Source organism: Mesonia phycicola (assembly GCF_900141885.1).
In the GTDB taxonomy this organism is placed as follows: Bacteria; Bacteroidota; Bacteroidia; order Flavobacteriales; family Flavobacteriaceae; genus Mesonia; species Mesonia phycicola.
In genome coordinates, this window is record NZ_FQYY01000009.1 from 55273 (window position 1) to 77503 (window position 22231).

General features: G+C 31.1%; 18 protein-coding genes. All 18 read right to left on the reverse strand.

All coding sequences use genetic code 11. From position 1 onward, the window contains the following. Positions 1 to 5: 5 nt before the first annotated feature. Positions 6 to 698, reverse strand: coding sequence for a LytR/AlgR family response regulator transcription factor (locus BUC03_RS13180; RefSeq protein ID WP_073152985.1), 693 nt, complete (start codon positions 696 to 698; stop codon positions 6 to 8). Continuing rightward, positions 695 to 1720, reverse strand: a complete 1026-nt coding sequence (locus BUC03_RS13185; protein ID WP_073152988.1) for a sensor histidine kinase — start codon at positions 1718 to 1720, stop codon at positions 695 to 697. Before BUC03_RS13185 ends, BUC03_RS13180 begins: the two co-directional genes overlap by 4 nt. Before the next feature lie 82 nt (positions 1721 to 1802). Further along, entirely contained in the window at positions 1803 to 2594 is a 792-nt protein-coding gene (locus BUC03_RS13190) for a haloacid dehalogenase type II (RefSeq protein ID WP_073152991.1), read from the reverse strand. A gap of 73 nt (positions 2595 to 2667) precedes the next feature. After that, on the reverse strand, positions 2668 to 3234 hold the full coding sequence (locus tag BUC03_RS13195) for a carboxymuconolactone decarboxylase family protein (RefSeq protein WP_073152994.1): 567 nt from the start codon (positions 3232 to 3234) through the stop codon (positions 2668 to 2670). Between the two features lie 57 nt (positions 3235 to 3291). Further along, entirely contained in the window at positions 3292 to 3855 is a 564-nt protein-coding gene (locus tag BUC03_RS13200; protein ID WP_073152997.1) for a TetR/AcrR family transcriptional regulator, read from the reverse strand. Positions 3856 to 3955: 100 nt separating this feature from the next. Further along, positions 3956 to 4768 (reverse strand): hypothetical protein, encoded by an 813-nt coding sequence (locus BUC03_RS13205; protein ID WP_073153000.1) that lies wholly within the window; start codon positions 4766 to 4768, stop codon positions 3956 to 3958. A gap of 280 nt (positions 4769 to 5048) precedes the next feature. Further along, the gene (locus BUC03_RS13210; protein ID WP_073153003.1) at positions 5049 to 5678 is read right to left on the reverse strand and encodes a bifunctional 4-hydroxy-2-oxoglutarate aldolase/2-dehydro-3-deoxy-phosphogluconate aldolase; all 630 of its coding nucleotides are present in this window, start codon (positions 5676 to 5678) and stop codon (positions 5049 to 5051) included. 1 nt (position 5679) lies between these two features. Continuing rightward, positions 5680 to 6690 (reverse strand): sugar kinase, encoded by a 1011-nt coding sequence (locus tag BUC03_RS13215; protein ID WP_073153005.1) that lies wholly within the window; start codon positions 6688 to 6690, stop codon positions 5680 to 5682. A gap of 6 nt (positions 6691 to 6696) precedes the next feature. Next, positions 6697 to 7449: an SDR family NAD(P)-dependent oxidoreductase gene (locus tag BUC03_RS13220; RefSeq protein WP_073153008.1), complete on the reverse strand. Its 753-nt coding sequence runs from the start codon at positions 7447 to 7449 to the stop codon at positions 6697 to 6699. Positions 7450 to 7465: 16 nt separating this feature from the next. Then, on the reverse strand, positions 7466 to 8737 hold the full coding sequence (locus BUC03_RS13225) for an MFS transporter (protein ID WP_073153011.1): 1272 nt from the start codon (positions 8735 to 8737) through the stop codon (positions 7466 to 7468). 3 nt (positions 8738 to 8740) lie between these two features. Next, complete coding sequence (locus BUC03_RS13230; RefSeq protein ID WP_073153013.1) at positions 8741 to 9109, reverse strand: cupin domain-containing protein; 369 nt, start codon at positions 9107 to 9109, stop codon at positions 8741 to 8743. A gap of 3 nt (positions 9110 to 9112) precedes the next feature. Further along, the gene (locus BUC03_RS13235; protein WP_073153016.1) at positions 9113 to 11317 is read right to left on the reverse strand and encodes an alginate lyase family protein; all 2205 of its coding nucleotides are present in this window, start codon (positions 11315 to 11317) and stop codon (positions 9113 to 9115) included. Between the two features lie 18 nt (positions 11318 to 11335). Further along, positions 11336 to 12790, reverse strand: coding sequence for an IPT/TIG domain-containing protein (locus BUC03_RS13240; protein WP_084112955.1), 1455 nt, complete (start codon positions 12788 to 12790; stop codon positions 11336 to 11338). 18 nt (positions 12791 to 12808) lie between these two features. Then, positions 12809 to 15202, reverse strand: a complete 2394-nt coding sequence (locus BUC03_RS13245) for a polysaccharide lyase 6 family protein (protein ID WP_073153021.1) — start codon at positions 15200 to 15202, stop codon at positions 12809 to 12811. Positions 15203 to 15205: 3 nt separating this feature from the next. Next, positions 15206 to 16684 (reverse strand): RagB/SusD family nutrient uptake outer membrane protein, encoded by a 1479-nt coding sequence (locus BUC03_RS13250; protein ID WP_073153266.1) that lies wholly within the window; start codon positions 16682 to 16684, stop codon positions 15206 to 15208. Positions 16685 to 16697: 13 nt separating this feature from the next. Next, a complete protein-coding gene (locus BUC03_RS13255) occupies positions 16698 to 19832 on the reverse strand; it encodes a SusC/RagA family TonB-linked outer membrane protein (RefSeq protein WP_073153024.1) in 3135 nt (1044 codons plus the stop codon). A gap of 194 nt (positions 19833 to 20026) precedes the next feature. After that, complete coding sequence (locus tag BUC03_RS13260; RefSeq protein ID WP_073153027.1) at positions 20027 to 20740, reverse strand: FadR/GntR family transcriptional regulator; 714 nt, start codon at positions 20738 to 20740, stop codon at positions 20027 to 20029. 339 nt (positions 20741 to 21079) lie between these two features. After that, entirely contained in the window at positions 21080 to 22201 is a 1122-nt protein-coding gene (locus BUC03_RS13265; RefSeq protein WP_073153030.1) for a PepSY-associated TM helix domain-containing protein, read from the reverse strand. Between the last annotated feature and the right edge of the window lie 30 nt (positions 22202 to 22231).

Genomic DNA, 22231 nt, shown 5'->3' on the forward strand with positions numbered 1-22231 from the left:
TTTATCTAAAGGTGGAAATTTTTTAAGATGTTGTCTTTATAAGTAGAGCTTAACGGAATGGTTATGTTGTTAATCAAGATACTGTCTTTTTGTAAAGTGGTGATTTTATTTAAAGAAACGATGTAAGAACGATGAGTTCTTTTAAAAAGTGTAGAAGGTAGTTTTTCTAGAATTCTTTTCATGGTATGCCTGGCTACAATCTTTTTTTCATCTTCTAAATATATTTTTATATAATCATCTAATGCCTCAATATAAATAATGTCATTGTAATTTATCTGATGTAATTTGTAGTCTGCTTTTATAACTAAATAGTCATTTATACTGCTGCTTGCATTTTGTTCTAAATTAATTTCATGTTCAACTTTTTGTACGGCAACTTTAAAACGGTCTATAGAAAAAGGTTTAAGTAAATAGTCTGATGCATTAAGATTAAAACCTTCTACTGCATATTGACTAAAAGCTGTAGTGAAAACTACTTTATATTTTTGTGTGAGAGCGTTACAAAAATCTATGCCGGTAGACTTTGGCATATTTATATCTAAAAATAGTACTTCTACTTGGTGTTTTTTTAAAAATGCTAAAGCTTCTTCTTGAGAGGTAAATTTAGCAAGCAATTGTATAGAGCTTATTTTGTTACAGTAGGTTTCTATAACATTTAATGCCAATGGCTCATCATCTAGGGCTATTGCTTTTATCACGATAAATCAATATAAAGTTTGCAACAATAGGTGTTATTTTCTTCTATTATTTGAAGATTGAATTTTTCAGGGTATAAAATTTTTAATCTTTTTAAATTATTATTCATACCTTCTTGTGTGTTCTTTGTTTGTAATTGCTCTCTATTAACAACAATGGTATTCTCTACAGCTAAATTTACATTAAAATCTGAAACTTCAATTTCAATATTAATATGAGAGGGTTTTTCTGTGCTTACTCCATATTTAAAAGCATTTTCTATGTAATTAATAAAAAGTAACGGGGCTATTTTTTGGCTTTCAATATTACCAATTACCTTATAATTCACTTTCGTTTTATCGCTAATTCTTAATTTTTGTAAGGCTATAAAATTTTCTATTTGTTCAATTTCTTTAGATAATAATACCGTATGACTTTCACTTTCTGTAACTACATAGCGAGTTAATTGAGATAGTTTTAAAATTGAATCTGGTGTTTCTTCTGCCTTTAAAAGAGCTAATGCATAAATATTATTAAGTGTATTAAATAAAAAATGCGGATTAATTTTAGCTTTTAAAAAATTAAGTTCTGCAGTTAATTTTTGTTGAGTAGTTATTTGTAAACGTTCTTCTAATTTTAAAAATAGAGATAATAGCCATACAGCTATATATTGAAAAAATATGCCGTGATTAAAATAAATTAATCTAAAAAATATATTTCCTGGAGGGCTATTTGTTGAAAGAGGTGGATGAATGTTATTTTCTATTGAAAATAGAAATTGAGGTAGATAAAAAATAAGTAAACAACTAATAATTAAAGCAACTGTATATTGTGTCCACTTTTTTGGATGGTACAGTTTAGGGAATAATACATAATAATGAACAAAGAAAAACAAAAGCATTAATACGTAAGAGAAAAAATTACGTAAAAAATGAGGCATTAAAAATAACTCCCAACCTTCATTTAAATGTGGAGAGCTTAAAATAGGAATGCTTAGTATTAAAAATGAGAGTAACCAATGTATGGTTATTTTTTTGTTTTTCAATTGTAATATTTAATAGAGGTCTATAAATATAGTGACCTCTATTAAATATTATATAAAATACTAGTAGATTTTTTTTAAATACTTATTTATAGGTAACTAAAATATCTGCTACTTTTTGTAAATCTGAAGCTACAATTTCTGTCTCTGGTGCTAATGGAAATAATTGTTGACCTGGTCTACCAATAAATGCGGCTCTCCAGCCGGCCCAACGAGCTCCTGCAACATCCCAACCGTGAGCAGCAATTAACATTGCTTCTTCATTTTTAATTCCCATTTTTCTAGCAGCCCAATCGTAAGCATCTTTAAAAGGTTTAAATTTACCTATGTCTTCCACACTTAATCTTTCTTCAAAAAAGTGAGTTAATCCTGCACTTTCAAATTGTTTTTTTACACCTTCGTTAGAAGAGTTAGTGAAAGAAACTAATTTGTAACCGTCTTCTTTTAATTGTGCCAATGCCTTTTTTACATCTGGGTGTGCTGGTAAACCTCTAAGTGCATTTAAAATTACGTCTCTAGCTTCTGATTCTGAAATTTTAATATTATTGTTAGCAGCCACCATTTGTAGAGCTGCAGCGCCAATATTACCAAAGTGGTCATATTGACCGCTAGCGGTAGTAACTAAAGAGTATTGCAGCATAGTAGTAAACCAAAGACTTAATAAATCTTCATTACCATTTAAGGCTTTACCTACTTGTTTTTTCATTTGAGTAAGGTCTAGTAAAGTTTCGTTTACATCAAAAAATAAAACTTTTGGTCTAGATAAATTTTCCATATTGGTTTTTTTATTACTGTTATAAATTACGCTTGGGGCTACAATACCTGATAAGCCTAGCATGCCTACTTTTTTAATAAAATCTCTTTTATTAGAATTCATATTTAAGTTAAAATTGGTTTAGTTGAAAAAACAAAGGCTGCTGGTTTAATACCATCAGCCTTTGTGGGGTTACTTATTGTTTTTTCCAATCAAATTTTTTAAACCCTTCGTCAAGAGGAGTTTCTGCAAGGTGGTTGGTGTAATTACTAATTGTTTTTTGAGCTAGCCCTAATACAATTTCTAACAATTGTCTTTGGGTAAAGCCTGCCTCATAAAAAGCTTGTGTTTCTACTTGGCTAACATTACCTCGGTTTCTTACCATAGATAATATAGTCTTTCTAAGAATCTCTAATTTTTTAGTAGGCAATTCTGTTTCATTTCTTAATGCATCTGTTATTGCATCATCTACTTTCATAGATTTTGCAATTGCAGTGTGTGCTGGTACGCAATAATGGCAATTATGCTCTACATTAATTGTTTGCCATAAAACAGTAAATTCTTCTGTAGTAAATGATGAATTAATCACTAATTCATGCATATTTTGATATGCCTCTAAAAGCCCTGGTGCTTCTGCTAATACTCCATGTAAATTAGGAATGTAGCCGTAGGCTTTTTTTGATTTTTCTAGTAAATCTTTACTTTTTTCTGGTGCAGATTCAATAGTGTGAATAGTTAATTTTTCTTCTTTTGTAGTACTCATAGTTTCTTTTTTAATTATTAATTAAGAACTAAGTGACTGATTAGTTAGTGTGATTTTTTATAAATTTTTAAACGTATTCTCTATATAATTGTCTAATTGTTCTTTATTGAACATTTTAGTAGCAGAAGAAAGACCAAACATAGCAATTAGTAAATAATCTGCTTGCTGCTCTATAATGTTTTGTTGTTTACTTTTATCGTGTTTTAAAGCAATAGAAAAACTTTCTTTTACATTTTGTGTAAAACTAGTTAATGCTTGAGCTATTTGAGTACTTGCTTCTTGGCCAATCTCATTAGCTGCATTAGTTACAAAACAGCCTTTGGCAATATCATTATCTTTTGAAAACTCAATAAACTCATAAAAATATTCTTTAATACCTTCTATACCGCTTTCAGATTTTTGTAGCTTTTGTATAAGCTTTCCAAGTTTTTTTTTGTAGCATTTAATACTTTCTAAAAAAATACCATCTTTATTACCAAAACTAGAATAGATGGAGAACTTATTAATACCCATTTCTTTTTCTAGCATTTGCATAGAAGTAGTTTTATAACCGTTTAGCCAGAATAAATTCATAGCTTTTTCAATTACTTCTTCTTCGTTATATTTTTTTAATCTTGGCATCTACTTGTATTGTTTAACAAAACTAACTAATTGGTTAGTTTTAAAAAATGATTTAACTTTTTTTTAATGGACAGTATTAACTATAAAAAGTATGTATTTTTTAGTTTGATTTTTTGATGCTAAAGTTGTTGAATTTTACTTTTTCATCTTTTAGATTTTCTGGAGAGAGAATGCTTCTATAAATACCCCATTTAGGACGCATAACTTCTGCATCGGTTTTCCACATTCTAAGATTATCATTATTATATTCAATAATAATATTATTGGTAGAGTAATCTGTGATTTTTAAATAATATGAAGCTTTTGTTTTTTCTTCAAAAGTAATTATTTCCATTACTTGTAGCCATTTACCTTTAATTTTATCTAAATCTACAGAAAGTAGTTTTTCTTGATTTAGTTGTTCTGCATACAATAGCTGTAATTCTTCTTTGTTATTTTTAATTCTTCTTGCAGTAATGGTAATGTTGGGTATTTTGTCTTCTGTGCCACCAATTGCCTTTATTTGATGTAAATGCGTAAATCTTTTAGAAGGGGAGAAGTTGTTTTCTAATTTAAATGTCCACGAATATTCAAACTTATCTCCTTTTTTAGCAATTAAATTTTCAGGAGATTTTTTATAGGTTTTAATCTCTGTTCGTTGTCTATCAAATTTTTTACATCTGTCATTGTCAATATTTAAATGTATGTGAAATACAAATACATATTCTTTTAATTCGTTATCCCATTCTTGGGTAATGTGTTCTCCAAAATTAGTATGAATACAATCAGGAGTTTCTACAACGTTGGCATTTAAAGATAGATGTTTATTAATTAATTGGTAAGTATCTTCTGCACCATTTGCTTTTAGTAAGGTTTGTGAGTTTGCGAAGCTTACATTAAAAACAATTAGCAAAACAGTGATATACTTTACCATAATTTGAGATTTAATATTAGAAAAGGGAAGAGGCTAATAAAATACTCTAAAGTATTACTATAGTAATTACCTATTTTAAAATGAATAAAATAGACGTTTATAAAAAAGAAAGGGTTTAAGACGGAATCGATATTTAAGTTTCCTAATTTAATTCTGAAATACACCCCACAGTAGCACAGATTAAAGAAAAATAAATATGACAGATAAATCTAAACCGTTTATTATAGTATGTTAGTACTATTTTTATATTAAACCCCCTTTGTTGTTATTGTAAAACCTATTATGCCATTAATAATTGTTTGCATAGGTTTTGAATATTTTTTTTATCCTTAAATAAAGAAGAGCCTAAGCCAATAGCATAAACCCCTGCATCTTTATATGCGTTTATTTCTTCTGGTGTTGATTGAATACCTCCACTAGGCATAATTTTTAACTCTGGGCAAGGCGCCAAAACATTTTTTATAAATTTAGTACCACCTAGAGTACTTACAGGAAATGCTTTTACCATACTTGCACCAAAGGTGTGTGCGGTATACATCTCTGTTAATGTGCTACAACCCGGAATCCAAGGTACGTTATTTTTAATACATACTTTACCTACTTTTTTAGATAAAAAAGGAGTTACTACAAAGTCTGTACCTGCTTTTACAAATTGTTTAGCCTGTTTTTTAGTTTTAATTGTACCTACACCAAGTAATAAATCTGGGTAAGTATCTTTCATTTTTAGTAATTCTTTAAAAACAGATAGTGCATTAGGACCTCTATTTACAAACTCTATTACACGCACCCCACCTTCATAACATTCTTCCACTAAATGTTTAGCTTCCTGGATATCATCTTCATAAAATAAGGGCATAATAGGCTTTTGCTCTAATATATCTAAAAGCTTTTTTTCTTTAGTATTTTTCATATTATCTAATAATTCTTGCGTTTAAATTAGAGTCTACTGCTTGATTTAACTCTTCTTCTGAAATTAAGCTTACATCTCCTGGTATGGTGTGTTTTAATGCAGAAAGAGTATTTGCATAGGCTAATGCTTTTTCATTATTTTTAGTAAGCATACCATAAATTAATCCAGCAGCAAAAGCGTCTCCTGTACCAATTCTATCTATTACGTGTGTAATTTCTATGGCATCTGTTTTATAATGTTGAGTTCCGTTATAATATTCAGAAGAAATAGAATGACTAGATGCATTTTTAGCTATTCTAGTTTTGTGTATAATGTGTTTAATATTTGGAAGTTTTTCCATTAAAAAATCTGCAGATTCTTTAAAATCATTATAAGTGTAATTGGTATTAAATAACAAATTCACTTCTTCTGGACCTCCTATAAATACTTGAGAAAGACTGGCTAATTCTTTTAATATTTCTGTAGGGTTGGCATCATATTTCCACAAGTTACTTCTGTAAACAGGGTCTGTAGAAACCGTGATGTTTTTTTTGTTAGCAAGTTCTAATGCTTCTTTTAAAACAAGATAAGCATCTTTAGAAATTGCAGGTGTTATACCCGTCCAGTGAAACCAATCTGCACCTTCTAGAATCTCATCCCAATTAAAATCTTCTGGTTTAATTTTTGAAAAAGCAGAGTAATTTCTGTTATAACTAATTCTACTAGATCTATGTACAGCACCTTGCTCCATAAAGTATAGACCTAAAGGGTTACTGTTAAAAGTGTTGTGTTGAGTGTCAACGTTGTTTTTCTTTAAAAAACCAGTTACACTCTCCCCAATAAAATCATCAGGAAGAGAAGTAACATGGACACAAACACAACTTAAATGAGATAATGCAATGGCTACGTTGGCCTCTGTACCACCAAAATGTATATTGGCAGAATTTGCTTGATTATATTTTTGATAATCAGGCGGCATAAGGCGCATTAATACTTCACCAAGCGTTACTACTTTATGTTTTTTACTTTGCATATTTTTTTAACTAAACGCTAGTCCACCATTAATATCAATGTTATTTCCTGTGATGAACGAAGCTTGATCTGAAGCTAAATATACAACTAGATCTGCAACTTCTTCAGCTTTTCCTTCTCTTCTAAGAGGTGTACCTCCAGCAACTTTTTCTCTTACCTCATTTTTTGTAAAGTCATCGTGAAATTTTGTTGCAATCATCCCTGGGCATAATGCATTTACTCTAATACCTTCTGGGCCAAATTCTTTAGCTAGTGATCTAGTAAAGGTTAACACAGCTCCTTTTGATGCAGCATATAATGAAGCACCTGGACCACCACCATCACGAGCGGCTTGAGAAGCAAAATTAACTACAGAAGCACCTTCTTTTAAATATGGTTTAACAGCTTTAGTAACCATTACTACAGATTTGAAGTTTACATCCATTAATAAGTTGTAAAAATCGTCATCAATTTCATTAATAGTTTTTCTTCCAAATAAACCACCAGCAACGTTTACTAAAATATCTATTTTTTCACCGTAAGAATCTACTGTTTTTTGTACTAAGTTATTTATATCTTCATGCTTAGTCATATCACCATATACAATGATACCTTCACCATTTACATCTTTGATTGCTTTTAAAGTGGTGTTAGCATCTTCTTCGTTTTCAAAATAGTTTACTACTACTTTTGCGCCTTGTTTTGCTAAACCTACAGAAACAGCTCTACCTATATCTCTAGCTCCTCCTGTTACTACTGCTACTTTTCCTTTTAAACTCATGTTACTTTTTTAAAGATTAATTATTAATTTTTAAGGGTTTTATATTTTTACAGAAAATAAAGATTGCCGCTATAGACAATGGAACATATATCGCTATTAATATAAATGCAGGTTGGTATGAATTTTCTGTAATTACTGGAATTAAAAAGTTTAATATAATTACAGAAATTGCTGCAATTGTTCCTGCTAAACCAGCTAAGGTACCTACAGATTTCCCGTCAAATAAATCACTGGATAAGGTTTGGATGTTTGAAATAGCAAATTGAAAACCAAATAAAACTAAAGCTACAATTACTACAAATTTAAAAGGTGTATCTGCTATTAATATAGTGGCAACTAAACCTATTAACATTAAGACTCCTGCTATACTAATTACAAGTTTTCTAGAGTAGTTTAATGATTTACCAGAGTTTAATAATTTACCAGCGTACCAACCACCAGCAATACTACCTATTGCAGCTCCAACGTATGGAAACCAAGAAAACATCCCAATTTCTTTTACATCAAAATTATAAGTATTTTGTAAATAGATAGGCATCCAACCTACAAATAACCACCATACTGGCTCTATAAAAAATCTACACAGTATAACTCCCCAAGCTTCTTTGTGTTGAAGTATTTGTAGGATGCTTAATCCTTTTTCTTCTTCTTTAGAATCGTCTTCTTCAGGTTGATTAGAAAGGATGTGCTTTTTCTCTTCTTCTGTAATCCAAGGGTGTTTAGATGGTTTATTTTTGTTAATTATTAACCAAGGAATTATCCAAAGTATACCTAAACCTCCAATAATAATAAAGGTCCATCTCCAACCATAAAGTTCATAAAGAAAAGCAATTATTAAAGGAGCTATTACAGAACCTAGAGCTGCTCCCGAGTTAAATATACCCTGAGCTACAGCTCTTTCATTAATAGGAAACCATTCTGCATTACTTTTTACTGATCCTGGCCAGTTACCTGCTTCAGAAATTCCTAAGAAAAATCTAAAAATTCCTAATGACATGATCCCTCTTACTGCAAAATGTAATAATGAAGATAGAGACCATACAAATATGGAGATAACATACCCAAATCTAGTACCAACTTTATCAAACATTTTACCTGATACAAGCTTACCTATGGCATAAGAAAACATAAAAATGTTTAATATTAAACCATAGTCTGCCTCTGTCATGCCCAGATCTTTCTGCATAGCCGGCCACATTATAGATAATGCAGAACGATCTATGTAATTGATAATTGTAGCTAAACCAATTAGCCCAATTACCCACCATCTAAGTCCTTTTAATTTCAAAATTTATTTTTTTATTACATTTATATCTATAAAATCTTCTCTAATTGGGCTAAAAACGTCTATTAATAGTCCGTCTGCTAAGCATTCTGCACCGTGAGAAACATTTGGTGGGATATAAAAACCATCTCCTTCTTTTAAAATTTTATCTTCACCATCTATAGTTACTTTAAATTCTCCTTTGGCAACATATGTTGCTTGCGAGTGAAAATGGTCGTGTAAATAACCGATAGCTCCTTTATCAAATTTCACTTTTACCATCATTATTTGCGTATCATAGCCAACAAATTGACGCTCAATACCGTCAGCTACTTTTTCCCATTTATTACCGCTAGTTTCGAAAAATGTATCAGTGATAATTTTTTGATTTTTCATAATTTATAATTTAAATAGTTTGTGTTTTCCTGTCCAGTTGTAATTTTTGCCATTAATACTAATAACATTATTACTTTTTTCATTGTTTTTTGTTGAAAAAACAAATAAGTGAGTACCGTGATTTTTTATAGTAAACCTTACGGCGTTGTAATTTTCATCTTGGTAAGCAAGTTCTAAATCTTCTAAATTTGAATTAGGATTTTGAACTGTTTCCATTTGCGGATTAAAGTTTCCGTGTGGTTCTATCACACTCACATAAGTAGCATTAGCTGTATTGTTTTTTCTAATAATAAAACCTCTATCTTGTCTAAGATTGAAATAAGGATCGTTTGCTCCCATTTCTGTTAAATATAGATTATCTTCTTTATTAGTTAGAGTGCTAATGGTGTAAAATTTATTTTGATTTAAAAAAGTTAATTTAGAAACACCGTTTGCTGCACTAGCTTGTGCAAGATTATATAAATGTTCATACCCATAAGCTTCACCTAAAGCAGTTAGTTGTTGAGGTCTGTTATACTCAAAACTAGTTTCCATCAAGTGACCTATATAATTATAATTAAGATCGTATTGATGAGGTTGATTTGATTTAATTTGAAAAACATCTAATACCAATGGTTGCTCATAACCTTCTATATTTAATATAGAAATTGTTCTTTGCTGCTGTACATTGTAAGCATTATTCTCTATTGCAGAAACAATTTGTACATCATCATTATCTAGGTTTGCATAAACTAATTGTGCAGATGATTTACTAGCTTGTTTTACACTTGCTTTAAATTGAGATATACCATCTACAGTTACTGTATTGTGGGCAATTGTTTGTTTGGCAAAAGTTTTATTTTCTGGTAAATATCTTCCGCCCTCTTTTGCTTCTACATTTAAAAATCTTGCTGCTCCGTAGTCTTGTAATATTTCTCTTCCTTCATCATACATTATAATGCCTAGTCTATCAAAATGACCGTGACCCATACCTTGAGAAGCAAATTTAAATAATACACTAACTTGTTTTTCTTGGTTAGATGGAACTCTTAATAAAGCAATACCTCCTTGTTTACCGTTTGGTCCATCTTTAATAAGTTGTGAAGATCTCTGATAACCTTCTACTTTGTTACTAGCAAGTGCTTGAGCTACTTTTAAACCAGCATCACTTATACTTACTTTACCTTGTTCTTTAATTACCGGAAGTAAGCTTTTATCGTTATAACGTTCATAAGCAATATTGGTAGCAAAAACCAACTCTTCACTTAAGTATGTTTTATCTTTTATAGCGTCGTTAAAAGGATAAAACTTACCGTCATTATTAGTTAGTTGTAATAAAGTTACTACCGCTTTATGTAGAACTTCATTTTTGTATTCAAATATTTTTAATTCTGGTTGGTTTACTTCAATAGCTTCAGCAAAAACAATAAACGGCAACATTGCATATCTTTGGTAGTACGGCCCTTCAGAATAGTAACCATCTGGAGAAAAAAGATCTTCTAATTGTTTAAAGAATCCTGTTTCTCCGTCTTTTTTACTTCCTTTTAAAGCTCTTTCTACCATGTCTTTATTGCCTAAAACATATCCTGTCATTCCAACAGATGCTACAGCCCAAGTACCATGGTTATGAATTTTATTGAATGTTTTGTATGAGTCTACACTAATAAATTCTACTACGTTATTAAATAGTTTTTTTTCTATTTGTTTTCTTTCTTTCGATTTAATTTCACTTTTAACTAAATCATAAGCTTGAATGGTATAAAATAACCATACCGCTTCATTTAATCCTTGCCAAAATAATTTACCAGCAGGATGATTTTCTTTACGTTTTGGGTGTAATGAAAGAGTAGGGTATAAGTCTGCATACTGTAAAAGCATATCTTTTACATAGTTTGCATATTCTGTTTTTTTAGTAACTCTATAACTTAAAGCAGCATTATACATATCTGTATAATTTTTTTTGTGCTTTTCATGAGTATAACCACCACCAGGGTCTTTAGGTATAGGTAATTCTATACCGTTTGCTAATGCTTTATCTGCATTGGTTACTACCTTAGAGAACGAGGCTTGTAAGAATGAGTTAGTTTCTATCTCTTTAGCTATAGTTTGTGCAGCATTTTCAGATAGAATAAGTTTTGTGTTTGTATTTTTTTTACTTTGAGAATATGCACAAGTACTAATTATACTTATGCATATCCCAATGTAAAATGTAATTTGTTTAATATTCATATATTTTTTATTTCTCTTTTAGCCTGCTGCTTTAAATAGGTCTGTAACATCTTCTGCTCCAAATTCTGTTAAAACAGAATCTGTAACAATAAACCAGTCTAGATTGATTTTTACTGGGAAAGTATCTTGACTAGAACCTGTATTTAATCTTATTTCAAAAACATTACTTACTGAAGAAATACTAGGTATAAATCCGTTTAGTCTTACCGCATAAAGCTTCCATTGGTTACCTGTGTTGGTATTAGATCCAGAAAGTTCTCTTCTATTATCAGAGCTTGTCCCGCCAATGTATATTTTGAATATTGGCTCTGTATTTTCTGTATTAATCCAGAAATGTAGAACAGGGTTATCACTAAAATTACCAGCATCTAATATATTATTTAGAGTAGTATTTGTAGTTTCTTCGTGTATTTTCATACGTCCGATTGTACTACCTGTACCCGTGTTCATTTGTAAGTTATAGTAATAATCACCAGGGAATGATGGTTGAGCAACATCTCCGTTTAATTGTTGAACTGCTAATGGATCTTTACTTGTATCTACTGTAAATACAGACTCATCGTAAGCATCAAACTCAATGTAACTTTCATACTGACCATTTATGTGTGGTACATCATTTTGAGTAATGGTACTGCTATCTCCATAATCTACAACGATATCGTGATAACCTGTAGCTACATTAGCTGGTATATTAAAAGATAAAGAAGTTGATGATAAGGTGTTAAAAGTAACTGTTTCTCCTCCAAAAGATAAAGAGTTTACTAAGTTTAGGTTGTCTCCAGTAATAGTAACTTCATTATCTCTAGATGTTAATGATGGCCAATTAGTAATGTTTGGTGTAGGGATTATAATTTCAAAATCTTCTTTTAAAAGAATGCTTGACTCCCCAGAGTTTGTGTTGTAGTATGCTCTCACATCTCCAATAGTAGTATCACTGTTAGGTATACTTACAACCATAGCTAAAGATTCTTGAAATTGGATAGTACCTTCTGTTTCTCCAAAAGAGATTCTTGTTATTACCTCTAAATTTTCTCCTTCAATAGTAATGTTTTCATTTACTTCTCCATTATCAGGAAATTCAGAACTAATAGTAGGAGTAGGGTAGGTTACAGTAATATCTTCTAGAGAAATAGCTTCTTTTTCTGCTGAGGTTACTATTTTAATAGGACCTGTAACTGCATCTGGTGCAATTTCTATTTCTAAAGTTTCACTGTTTACTCTCTGAGAAATAGTACATTCTACCCCACCTATATAAGCAGTTTCAGCAAAATTTAAATTAGTACCTGTAACAGTTACTTTTGTTTGAATATTTGCAGTTTGAGGTGAAAATGATTCTATAGTTGGTTGTGCAGATAATATTTCATCTACAGTTTGGTCAATCTCTGTGTCTGCTTCACATGAAGTTAGCAAAACTGCTAAACTTAGTAGTGATAGAAAAGAGAAGAAAATTAGTTTGTTTTTATTTTTCATCATTAACGTTTTTATACATTATTAATTTAAAAGGCCTATATCTTTACCATCTGTACCTGCACCTTTAAGTTTAGATTTCTTTTTTAAAGTGAAAGTTTTATAATTACTAAATTTTGGATTTTTAGTAAGGATGTTAGAAGCTTTAGCTTCTTGGGTCGTTTTAACCTCTCCGCTATTAAACACAGCAGAGTAACTTATACTATTTTTGTGTCCCTTAAGGTTTACTGCATACTTAGCTTCTGGACTTCCTGCAAAAATTGAATTTGTTATTTTAACAGAAACAATTCCGTTAGTTTTTAAAACATTTCCGTTTGTGTCTGTTGAATTGTTATAAAATAAGCAGTGATCTATTACTAGTTTACCACCTAAGGTAGACTCATCATTACCACCTCTGTAGTAGTTTATAGCAAATTCTGATATATCTTTAAAAAGAGTGTTTTCTATTTTAATCTCTTCTGCATTGTATATGCCTTTGTCATCTTTTTCATAACTAAGGTTTAAACCTCTTGTGCAGTTGATGATTTCACTATTCTTTATTTCAATTTTTTCAGCAAACGTACCTTTATAAGCTTTAAAGAAAGAGCCTACTTTATGAGTAAAGTTTTTCACTCTAACATTATCTACTGTTAAGTTAAAAGACTGAGCTGTTGGTTCACTTGGTGAAATTATAGCATATTTTGCTTCTAGGTTAGCACTACCATCTATCTCTAAATTTTTAATGGTAAAATTCTTGCCACCTTCTACTTTAAAAATATAGGTAGGAGCCTTAGTAGTATTATTGCTTACTTTAATATAAGTAAGGTCTTTTGAGGCACCTTCTATAATTACATCATTAGTAATTTTAATTCCTTTAGTCACCGTATAAACTCCTTCTTTTAGTTTTATATGGCTATAAGGTTGTGCTTTTTTAATAGCTTTTATTAAAGTGTTTTCACCTGGTTCTACTTCTATAGTAGTATATTCTTCAGGGCTAGCTTCTTTGTATGCTTCAGGTATTTCTAATTGCCAAGTTACTCCAGGTTTTGTACTCAGAGCTAATGGTAACGTTTTGTTACCTGGAATTACAGCTCCCGCTGTAGCATAAGATCTTAATGCACCCGTAATATCTGTTTTTAAAGCACTTTTAGTAGCTTCAACTTTAAGAGCATTACTGCTAGATGATGTAGGAATTGGGTAAGCTTTGGTTTTTTCCCATTCAATAGTTACCTTATCAAATCCTTTTTGATCTACTTTAATGTCACCTTGAATCTTATTGCCTGAAAAATCTATACCAGATATATCATCAGAAATACTTAATAAATCTAATTTATCTTCTGAATAGAAAATGTTGTTAGCAAATGTAGTACTTTCTGGTACCGCGCTTCTTTCGTCATCACTTCCTTCTGCTAATTCAACTGGTGTACAATTGATGAAAGTGTTGTTTTGGATAGTAGCATCTTTTACTTGGTTATAACGATTTGCAGGACCATTAGGGACACCATTCATAATAGTTAAAGGAGCTCTAAAGCTATCTCCCTTTAATCCTATCAAAATATTGTTTTGTACTACATGCCCTTCGTTAATAACTCTTATTCCTCCAGTGTTAGGAAGATTGTTACCAATAAAAACGTTACCTTCTACTAATGCACGGTTACCGTGACGCAAAGTTAAAGTACCTTTGCTTTCTACAAATAGGTTGTTTCTAAAAATATTATCACAAGTTTTATTTGAAATAATTTCTACTTCACCATCACATTTTTCAAATGTGTTTAACTCTACTATCGTTTTTGATGTTTGCATAGATACGTGACTAGTACCTATTCTAATAGTTTCTCCTCCGTTAGAACCTAGTGGTGGTCTATGCCCAAAATAATTGTGATCTATACGGTGGTTGTTGTCATAATTAGCTTCGTTTCCTTTTAAACCTACAATTAATACAGGACCCTTATTAGTTTTTCCAAAAAATGAACAATGGTCAACGCGATTATTTTTACCCCATAACTCTATCCATTTATATTCAATATCTCTTTGAATAGGGTTATAGTTGATAATGGCACAATTGGTTACTCTAGAAAAATTGGCTAATTCTTCATTATTTCTCTTAAAAGTAATTACGCTTTTACCATTTGTGTCACCATCTTTAAACCATAACCCTTCTACATTTAGGTAATCTCCAAAGATTATTAGTCTAGAGTTACCTGTTAGTAATACTTTTCCTGGTGTTTCTGCTTTAAGGGTAATGTGATTATCACTTGTACCTTTAGCATAAAACCCAATCTTGATGTCTTTCCAGGTTTTATTAGCCATAATAATGGTGTCTCCTGGAGCAGCATTTTTAATGGCTTGAGATAACTCTTTTTCTGTGTTTACCTTTATATTATTAGCATTTGCAATAAATGCAAACCCTATAAATAATATGGTGAATATATTTTTCATAATTTAATAACCAATGTTTTGAGCGATACTCGGGTTCAAATCAATTTCGTATTGTGGTATAGGTAGTAGTAATTGATACTCTTCTATAGGGCCAGTGAAAAATTGTGGATCGTCTGGATTATTGTATTGATCTTCTGTAGCAAAATGAGAGTTCATTACTGTAAGAGCTCTTCCTGTTCTTACAAGGTCAAACCAACGTTGATTTTCAAAAGCAAACTCTAATTTTCTTTCTTCTTCTAATGCTAATTTAAAATCGAAATAAGTACCTACTTCACTACTTGTGTAGTCTGTTAATCCTGCTCTTTGTCTTACTGTGTTTAATAAGCTAATAGCTTCTGCAGTTGGTCCGCCATTTTCATTTATAGCCTCAGCTAATAACAACATTACATCTGTGTAGCGTATAATTGGCCAATCGTTACCAGCATCATCTACATTAGCAAAATCTGAATTGTATTTTTTAATATATCTAAATTCATTTACTTGCCCATTTAAACCTACCCAGCTATCTGCCATAGATACGTCTTTTCTTGTATCGCTAATGTTGTAAGCGTTAGACATACTTGTTGTTGGTACATTTAACTCATCACCACTTCCTGTCACAACGTAACTATCACTTTGTAGCGGAGAGAAGTAGTTAGCAAACGGAGCACCTAGACCAACGCTTCCAGATTGGTAACGCACGGCAAAAAGTATTTCAGAATTATATTCATTACTTATATTAAATACGTCTTCATAAGAACTTAAGTACGTGTACGGACTATTATTTACTACGTCTGATAATTGAGCTATTGCTTCTTGCTCGTAACCTCCTTCTGCTGTTAAATAAACTTTACCCAGTTCTGCTTTTGCAGCCCAGCTAGTTAATCTTCCTAGTTCACTACCGTCAACTTCGCTCGGAAGGTTTTCTGAAGCAAATAATAGATCTTCAATTATAAAATCATAAACATCACTTTCACTGCTTCTATCCATAGTTTTTGCTTCTTGACCAGATATTGGTTGATCAACAATAAAAACTCCTCCCCATAATCTTACTAACTTAAAATAAGCGTGAGCTCTTAAAAAACGTGCTTCTGCTTCATATCTACTTTTTAGATCTTCGTCTTCTACTATTTCTATTTGTGTAATTACATTATTTGCTAATGAAACAGTTCTGTATAAAGAGCTCCAGTATTCTTCTACATAAATGTTTTGAGAGTTTAATACAAAACGATCTACTTGTCTGTAAGGAATATTTGCAGTTTCACTATTTTGTGGACTCATATAGGTGTTATCTGAGCGTAACTCTGTTAGAATCCATTCTGTATCCATTACCCCTTGAAGTGAATTATATATACCTACAACGGCTAGGTTTATTTGTTCTGTGCTAGTGTAATACTCTTCTTCACCAATATCTGATATTGGTTGTAAATCTAAAGTATCATCACAACTTGTAAATAAAGAGGATACAACTAGTGCAATTGTTATAATTAATGTGTTTTTCATTTTCATTGTTTTTTTAGAAATTAATATCTACACCTACTGAAAATTGCTGCTGAATAGGGTAAGCTCCTCTTTGGTAACCTGATATTAAAGGAGAGCTATATTCACTAGAAGTGCTTAAGGCTTCAGGATTAAGCCCGTAATAGTCATCAGACATTAAGTAAAGCACATTTTGACCTGAAGCAAAAACTCTAACTTTATCTAGTTTTGTTTTTTCTAACCATTTACTTGGTATACTGTAACCTATAATTACTTCTCTAAGTGAAATGTATGATGCGTCTTGTATTAGGTAATCTGTAAGTACCCAATCTCTTCCTAATTTTTCTCTAGGTTTTGTAGCAGCAAAGTTTTCATTAAACCACCACCCGTCTACAAAATCTCTTTGTAAGTATCTAGTTTCTGTGTAGTAACCATCTCCATAAAATACTTCAGCTCCGTGAGATCCTTGTAAAAGGAAATAAAGATCAAAACCTTTGTACTTAAAAGTGTTGCTAAATCCCCAGGTGAAATCTGGAAAAGGGCTTCCTAGTGTTGTTCTATCTTCAGAATCTATTATTCCGTCACCATTTATATCTTCTACTCTAATACCTCCTACAGCATCATCAGAAGAGCTAGGTAAATTGTCTATTTGATCTTGGTTTTGCCAAATACCAGCCATTTTGTATCCGTAAAATTGAATAGCTTCTTCTCCAACTTTAGAAATATATTGCTCGCTTCTTTCACCTTGATTAATAAATTGCTCTTCACCACCTAGTGATATAAGCTTATTTTGGTTTGTTGAGAAATTTATATTACCATCCCAAGAGAAATTATCATTACCTAAGCTAGCTGCTAATACAAGTTCTATACCTTGATTTTGAATTTTTCCAATATTATTCCAATAGTTATCGTGACCTGTTATGTATGAAACATTTTGTTGTAGTAAAAGTTGGTCTGTAACAGAGTAGTAATAATCACCAATAAGAGATAATTTGTTATCAAAGAAACTTAACTCTATACCAGTGTCATATTGGTAAGTTTGCTCCCAGCTAATAGCACTGTTTCCTAAAGTTGCACCTGTTTCTCCTAAACCAGAAGCAACAGCACCTCCGTTTTCACCTAAACTATAGTTACTAGGGTATAATAGATTGGTAAAAGCATAGTTTTCAATGTTGTTATTACCTGTAATACCAAAGCTTGATCTAATTTTAAATTGATTTACAAAACCAATGTTATTTTTCCAGAAATTTTCTTTGTGTACATTCCATCCTACAGATGCAGAAGGGAAAAAACCATATTTGTTTTCTGGTCCAAATAAAGAAGAACCATCATAACGAGCTGCTACAGAGGCTAAATACTTCCCATCATATTCATAATTTACTCTTGCTAAAAATGATACTAAAGATATTTCTTCTTTGTAAGTATAAGTGTCTCCTGCATCTATAACAGTTGCAGCATTTAGTGTCTCAATCAAATCTGTTGGAAATTGATTACCAGCAATATTTGCTTCTTTTATACCTGTATACTCGTAAGTACTACCAATTAATGCGTCAATATCGTGATCTTTAATTCTGTAATCGTAGTTTAAGGTATGCTCAGATATTACTCTTGTTCTTAAACTAGACTCATTTAAACCGTATGCTTGCCCTGTTCTATCTGCTAAAGAGTTTCTGAAAATTTCATAATCTCTTTGTCTGTAATATGCTCCAATTGTACCTCTATATGAAAGGTCGTCTGTAATTTTCCATTTGGTAAAACCATCAGCAACCATTCTGTAGTCATATTGCGTTCTAGCCTCATTTTCCATTCTAGCAATTGGGTTGTTGTTACTAGTACCCCATAAAGAACTAATTGTAAAAGTTTGGTCTTGACCGTCTAGATCTTGATAGTTATACGTTGTATTGTTAAAATGTCTAGCGTGTGCATAAGAACCAACAGCTTGCCCTGTTAATTCTGAAGTAAATTCATTGTGACGTACTGGTAACCATTGATGAGATCTTGCATAGTCTGAAAATCTAACAGTAGATCTTCTTGTTCTATTAAAAGAAGGTCTAAAATTAAAACCAATTTCTAAATCTTCACTTAATTTAGTAGAAAGTCTACCACTTAAGTTTAAACGGTTGTTGTAATTATCTTTTAAAATCCCTTCATCTTCAATCCACTGTGTAGAGATGTAGTATTTAGTTTGCTTATTACCACCAGATACATCAAATTGGTAATTTTTAATAGTAGGAGTAGAGCGTTGAGCTTCTTCAGTCCAATCTGCACCTCCAGAACCTGCTGCAACTATACGTTGAGCTCTTTCACGATCTGAATAATCTAAAGTTTGTGGAGTTGTACCATTTTGAGCAGCTTCATAATCTTCTACTAACTGGCGTTGATTTAATAACAAGTCTGTATATTCAAAAGCATCTAATACATCTAATTCTTTGTATGGACTTTTAAATCCTGTAAATGTTTTAAAGGAATATTTAGGGGTAGTACTACCGTTTTTAGTAGTTACTAATATTACACCGTTAGCACCACGTGAACCGTATAAAGCTGTAGAACTAGCATCTTTTAATACTTCTACAGATTTAATTGAACTTGGGTTTATAAATTCTAACCCATCTGCAATAGGGAAGCCATCTACAACTACTAAAGGAGAGCTGTTTGCACTAATAGAAGTTAAACCTCTAATAGAGATTTGTGGTGATGTACCCACTTCTGAGCTTACGTTTTGTATGCTAACCCCAGCTAATTTACCTTTTAATGCTTGATCTACAGTACTGTAAGGTAGTTCGTCTAAATTTTCATTTTCTAACCTAGCAACAGATCCTGTTACGCTAGATTTCTTTTGTGTACCATAGGCAACTACAACAACTTCATCTAATGTACTTGCATCTTCTTCTAGAGAGACTTCTATGCTTTCTGGTCCAGATACAATAAAGGTTTGTGTTTTAAAACCTACATACGATATAGTTACTACATCGTTTTCGCTTACAGTTAAACTGAAGTTTCCGTCAAAATCTGTAGTAGTACCTCTGTTTTCTTCTGCAATTACAATGTTGGCTCCAATAATTGGAATACCATCTTTTGCAGAAACTACAACCCCGCTAAGTTCAAAGCTATTCTGAGAAAAGCCATAAAATGAACTTATAAATAATAAAACATATAAAAATTTTAATTTCATAATCGTTTAATTGAACAATGGTTAGTTTAAATGTGGCCATTTTTCAATTCAATTGTATGCTTGATTATGAGTGTCAACTTTAGCGAATTAAAGTTTTTTCATAACTTTGTATAACAATTGAGTGAGACCACTTAATTTGTTTTTATTATCGAATTTATAAAGGGTGAGTTGCAGCTCATCCTTTGTTTTTTTAATTAATTTTCATAACAATATTTTGAAATATCACTAAGGTGAATCTCTAATGCTTCTTCTGCTTTTTCTGGATTTTGATCTTTTATAGCTTCATAAATAGCAATATGTTGATCTATTAGTGTTTGCCCTTTAACGTCTGAACATACTTTGTTTTGTGTAAAATAAAGTATGATTTCTGGAACGATGATTAACATTAATGAGTGTATAACACTGTTGCCACTTGATTCTGCAATTTTAAGGTGAAACATTAAATCTTCTTCAATAGCATTTTCACCACGTAAAATTTTATCGTTTAAATTGGCTAGCGTGTCTCTAAGTTCTTGTAGACTTTCTTCACTTCTTCTTTCTGCGGCTAGCTTAACCATGTTTTTTTCTAGTAAAATTCTTGTTTCTACTAGTGATTTAAAATCTGGTTGCTGCAATTTTAAAATATCTTGCATCATTCCGTTTAAAGCGGTAATCCCTATGTTAGAAACTACTGTGCCGCTTTGTGGTAATTTTTTTACAAGACCATAAAATTCTAATTTTTGTATGGCAGATCTAATTTGACTTCTACTAAAACCTAATTTATCAGATAGTGTTCTTTCAGAAGGTAATTTATCTCCTGGTTCTAATTGTTTAGAAGTGATTAAATCTTTGATTTTCATAATAATCACTTGCTCATCAGAAGATGAGTCTACACTATTTAGATTTTGTTTTAGTAGTTTTTCAATCATATTTCAATCGTTTTCGTCAAATTGGTTGACCAGATTGGTTAACCAAATATATGTTTCATTTTAGTAATCACAAAATTTTTTTAGCAAAAAAATAACATTTACTTAATTTTTAACCTCTAAAGTTATGGTATTGATAATATGTGAAAAATGTGGGTTTGGTTTAATAACGTGATATTTCAAAGGGGATTTTAGGAGATTTTGAACTATAAATTTACAATTGTTAAATTTTTAAATCGATAGAATAATAATCTGTCTTATAATTAAAAAACTCTTTACAGATGCTTGTAAAGAGTTTTTTTGGTAGCCTAAATAGTATTTAAGCTTGTGAAATATAGAATTTTAATGCTGCTTTTTCTTTTTGTAGTTTCTTCCGTACCATAATAAAATACCTGTTACGGGAAGTGTAGCTGTTAATAGGCTAATTATAAAAGCAATTATCTTTCCTGCAATGCCACCAATAGCACCAATGTGAATATCGTAATTCATTCTTTGTATTTTATCGGCAATTTTTGCGTTTTTGTATTTACCATATATGCTTGAAGTTTCTAACTCTTCTAGAGTGTTTTGATCAAAAAACCTAAAGTCTGAATTATAAAAAAGTCCTTCACTATTAGAGACTTCTACATAAATACTTTCTTCTTTTGTTTTAGGATAATGTAATTCATAACTTTCTGCCTCTGGAGATTCTTCTAAAAGTTTTACTATTAAAAAATCCATCGGGACTACGTCTTTTGTGGTAGCTTCTCCTTTATTTTCTGGTATTATAAATCGTGCTTCCTTTTCTCCTCCTGTAGATTTATACACTACATATTTTAGCCAATTATAAGATATCATAGAGCCTGTAAAAGCTAATATTAAGGCAAATGAGCAAATATAGAAGCCTACTACTGTGTGTAAGTCAAAGTTTTTTCTTTTCCAACGGGTTGTTTTTTTCCAATCAAACTTTAGGCGCTGTTTTAGGTTTTTACGTTTTTTAGGTAACCATAAAATAAAACCTGAAATTATAATAAGTATAAATAATAAAACAGAAACTCCTACAACTTGTTCTCCAATCTCTTTAGGTAGCCAAAGTCTCATATGTCCTTTTAGTACAAATGCAAAAAAACCAGTTAGGTGATTGTCTACTTGAATAATTTCTCCCGAGTATGGATTAAGAAATACACTTTGGTAAAACTCAGGCTCTGCATCGTAAAAAATTACCTCAATAGCATCATCTGCTTTTTTGAAAATAGTACCGTGAACGGTATTGTTAGGGAAATGAGCTTCTGCAAGCTCTCTTGCTTTATTTGGGGTTAAAATTGGTTGATCTTGTGGAGTTACTTTTTTGTAATCGTTATATAAACTTTCAATTTCTTCTTTAAATGCCCAACAACAACCTGTTATGGCTACAATAAATACAACGATGCCTGTAGCAAGTCCTAAAATTTTATGTAGTTGAAAAGTGAATTTTTTGAATGTCATTGTTGATAATTTAAATAATGAGCAACTTAA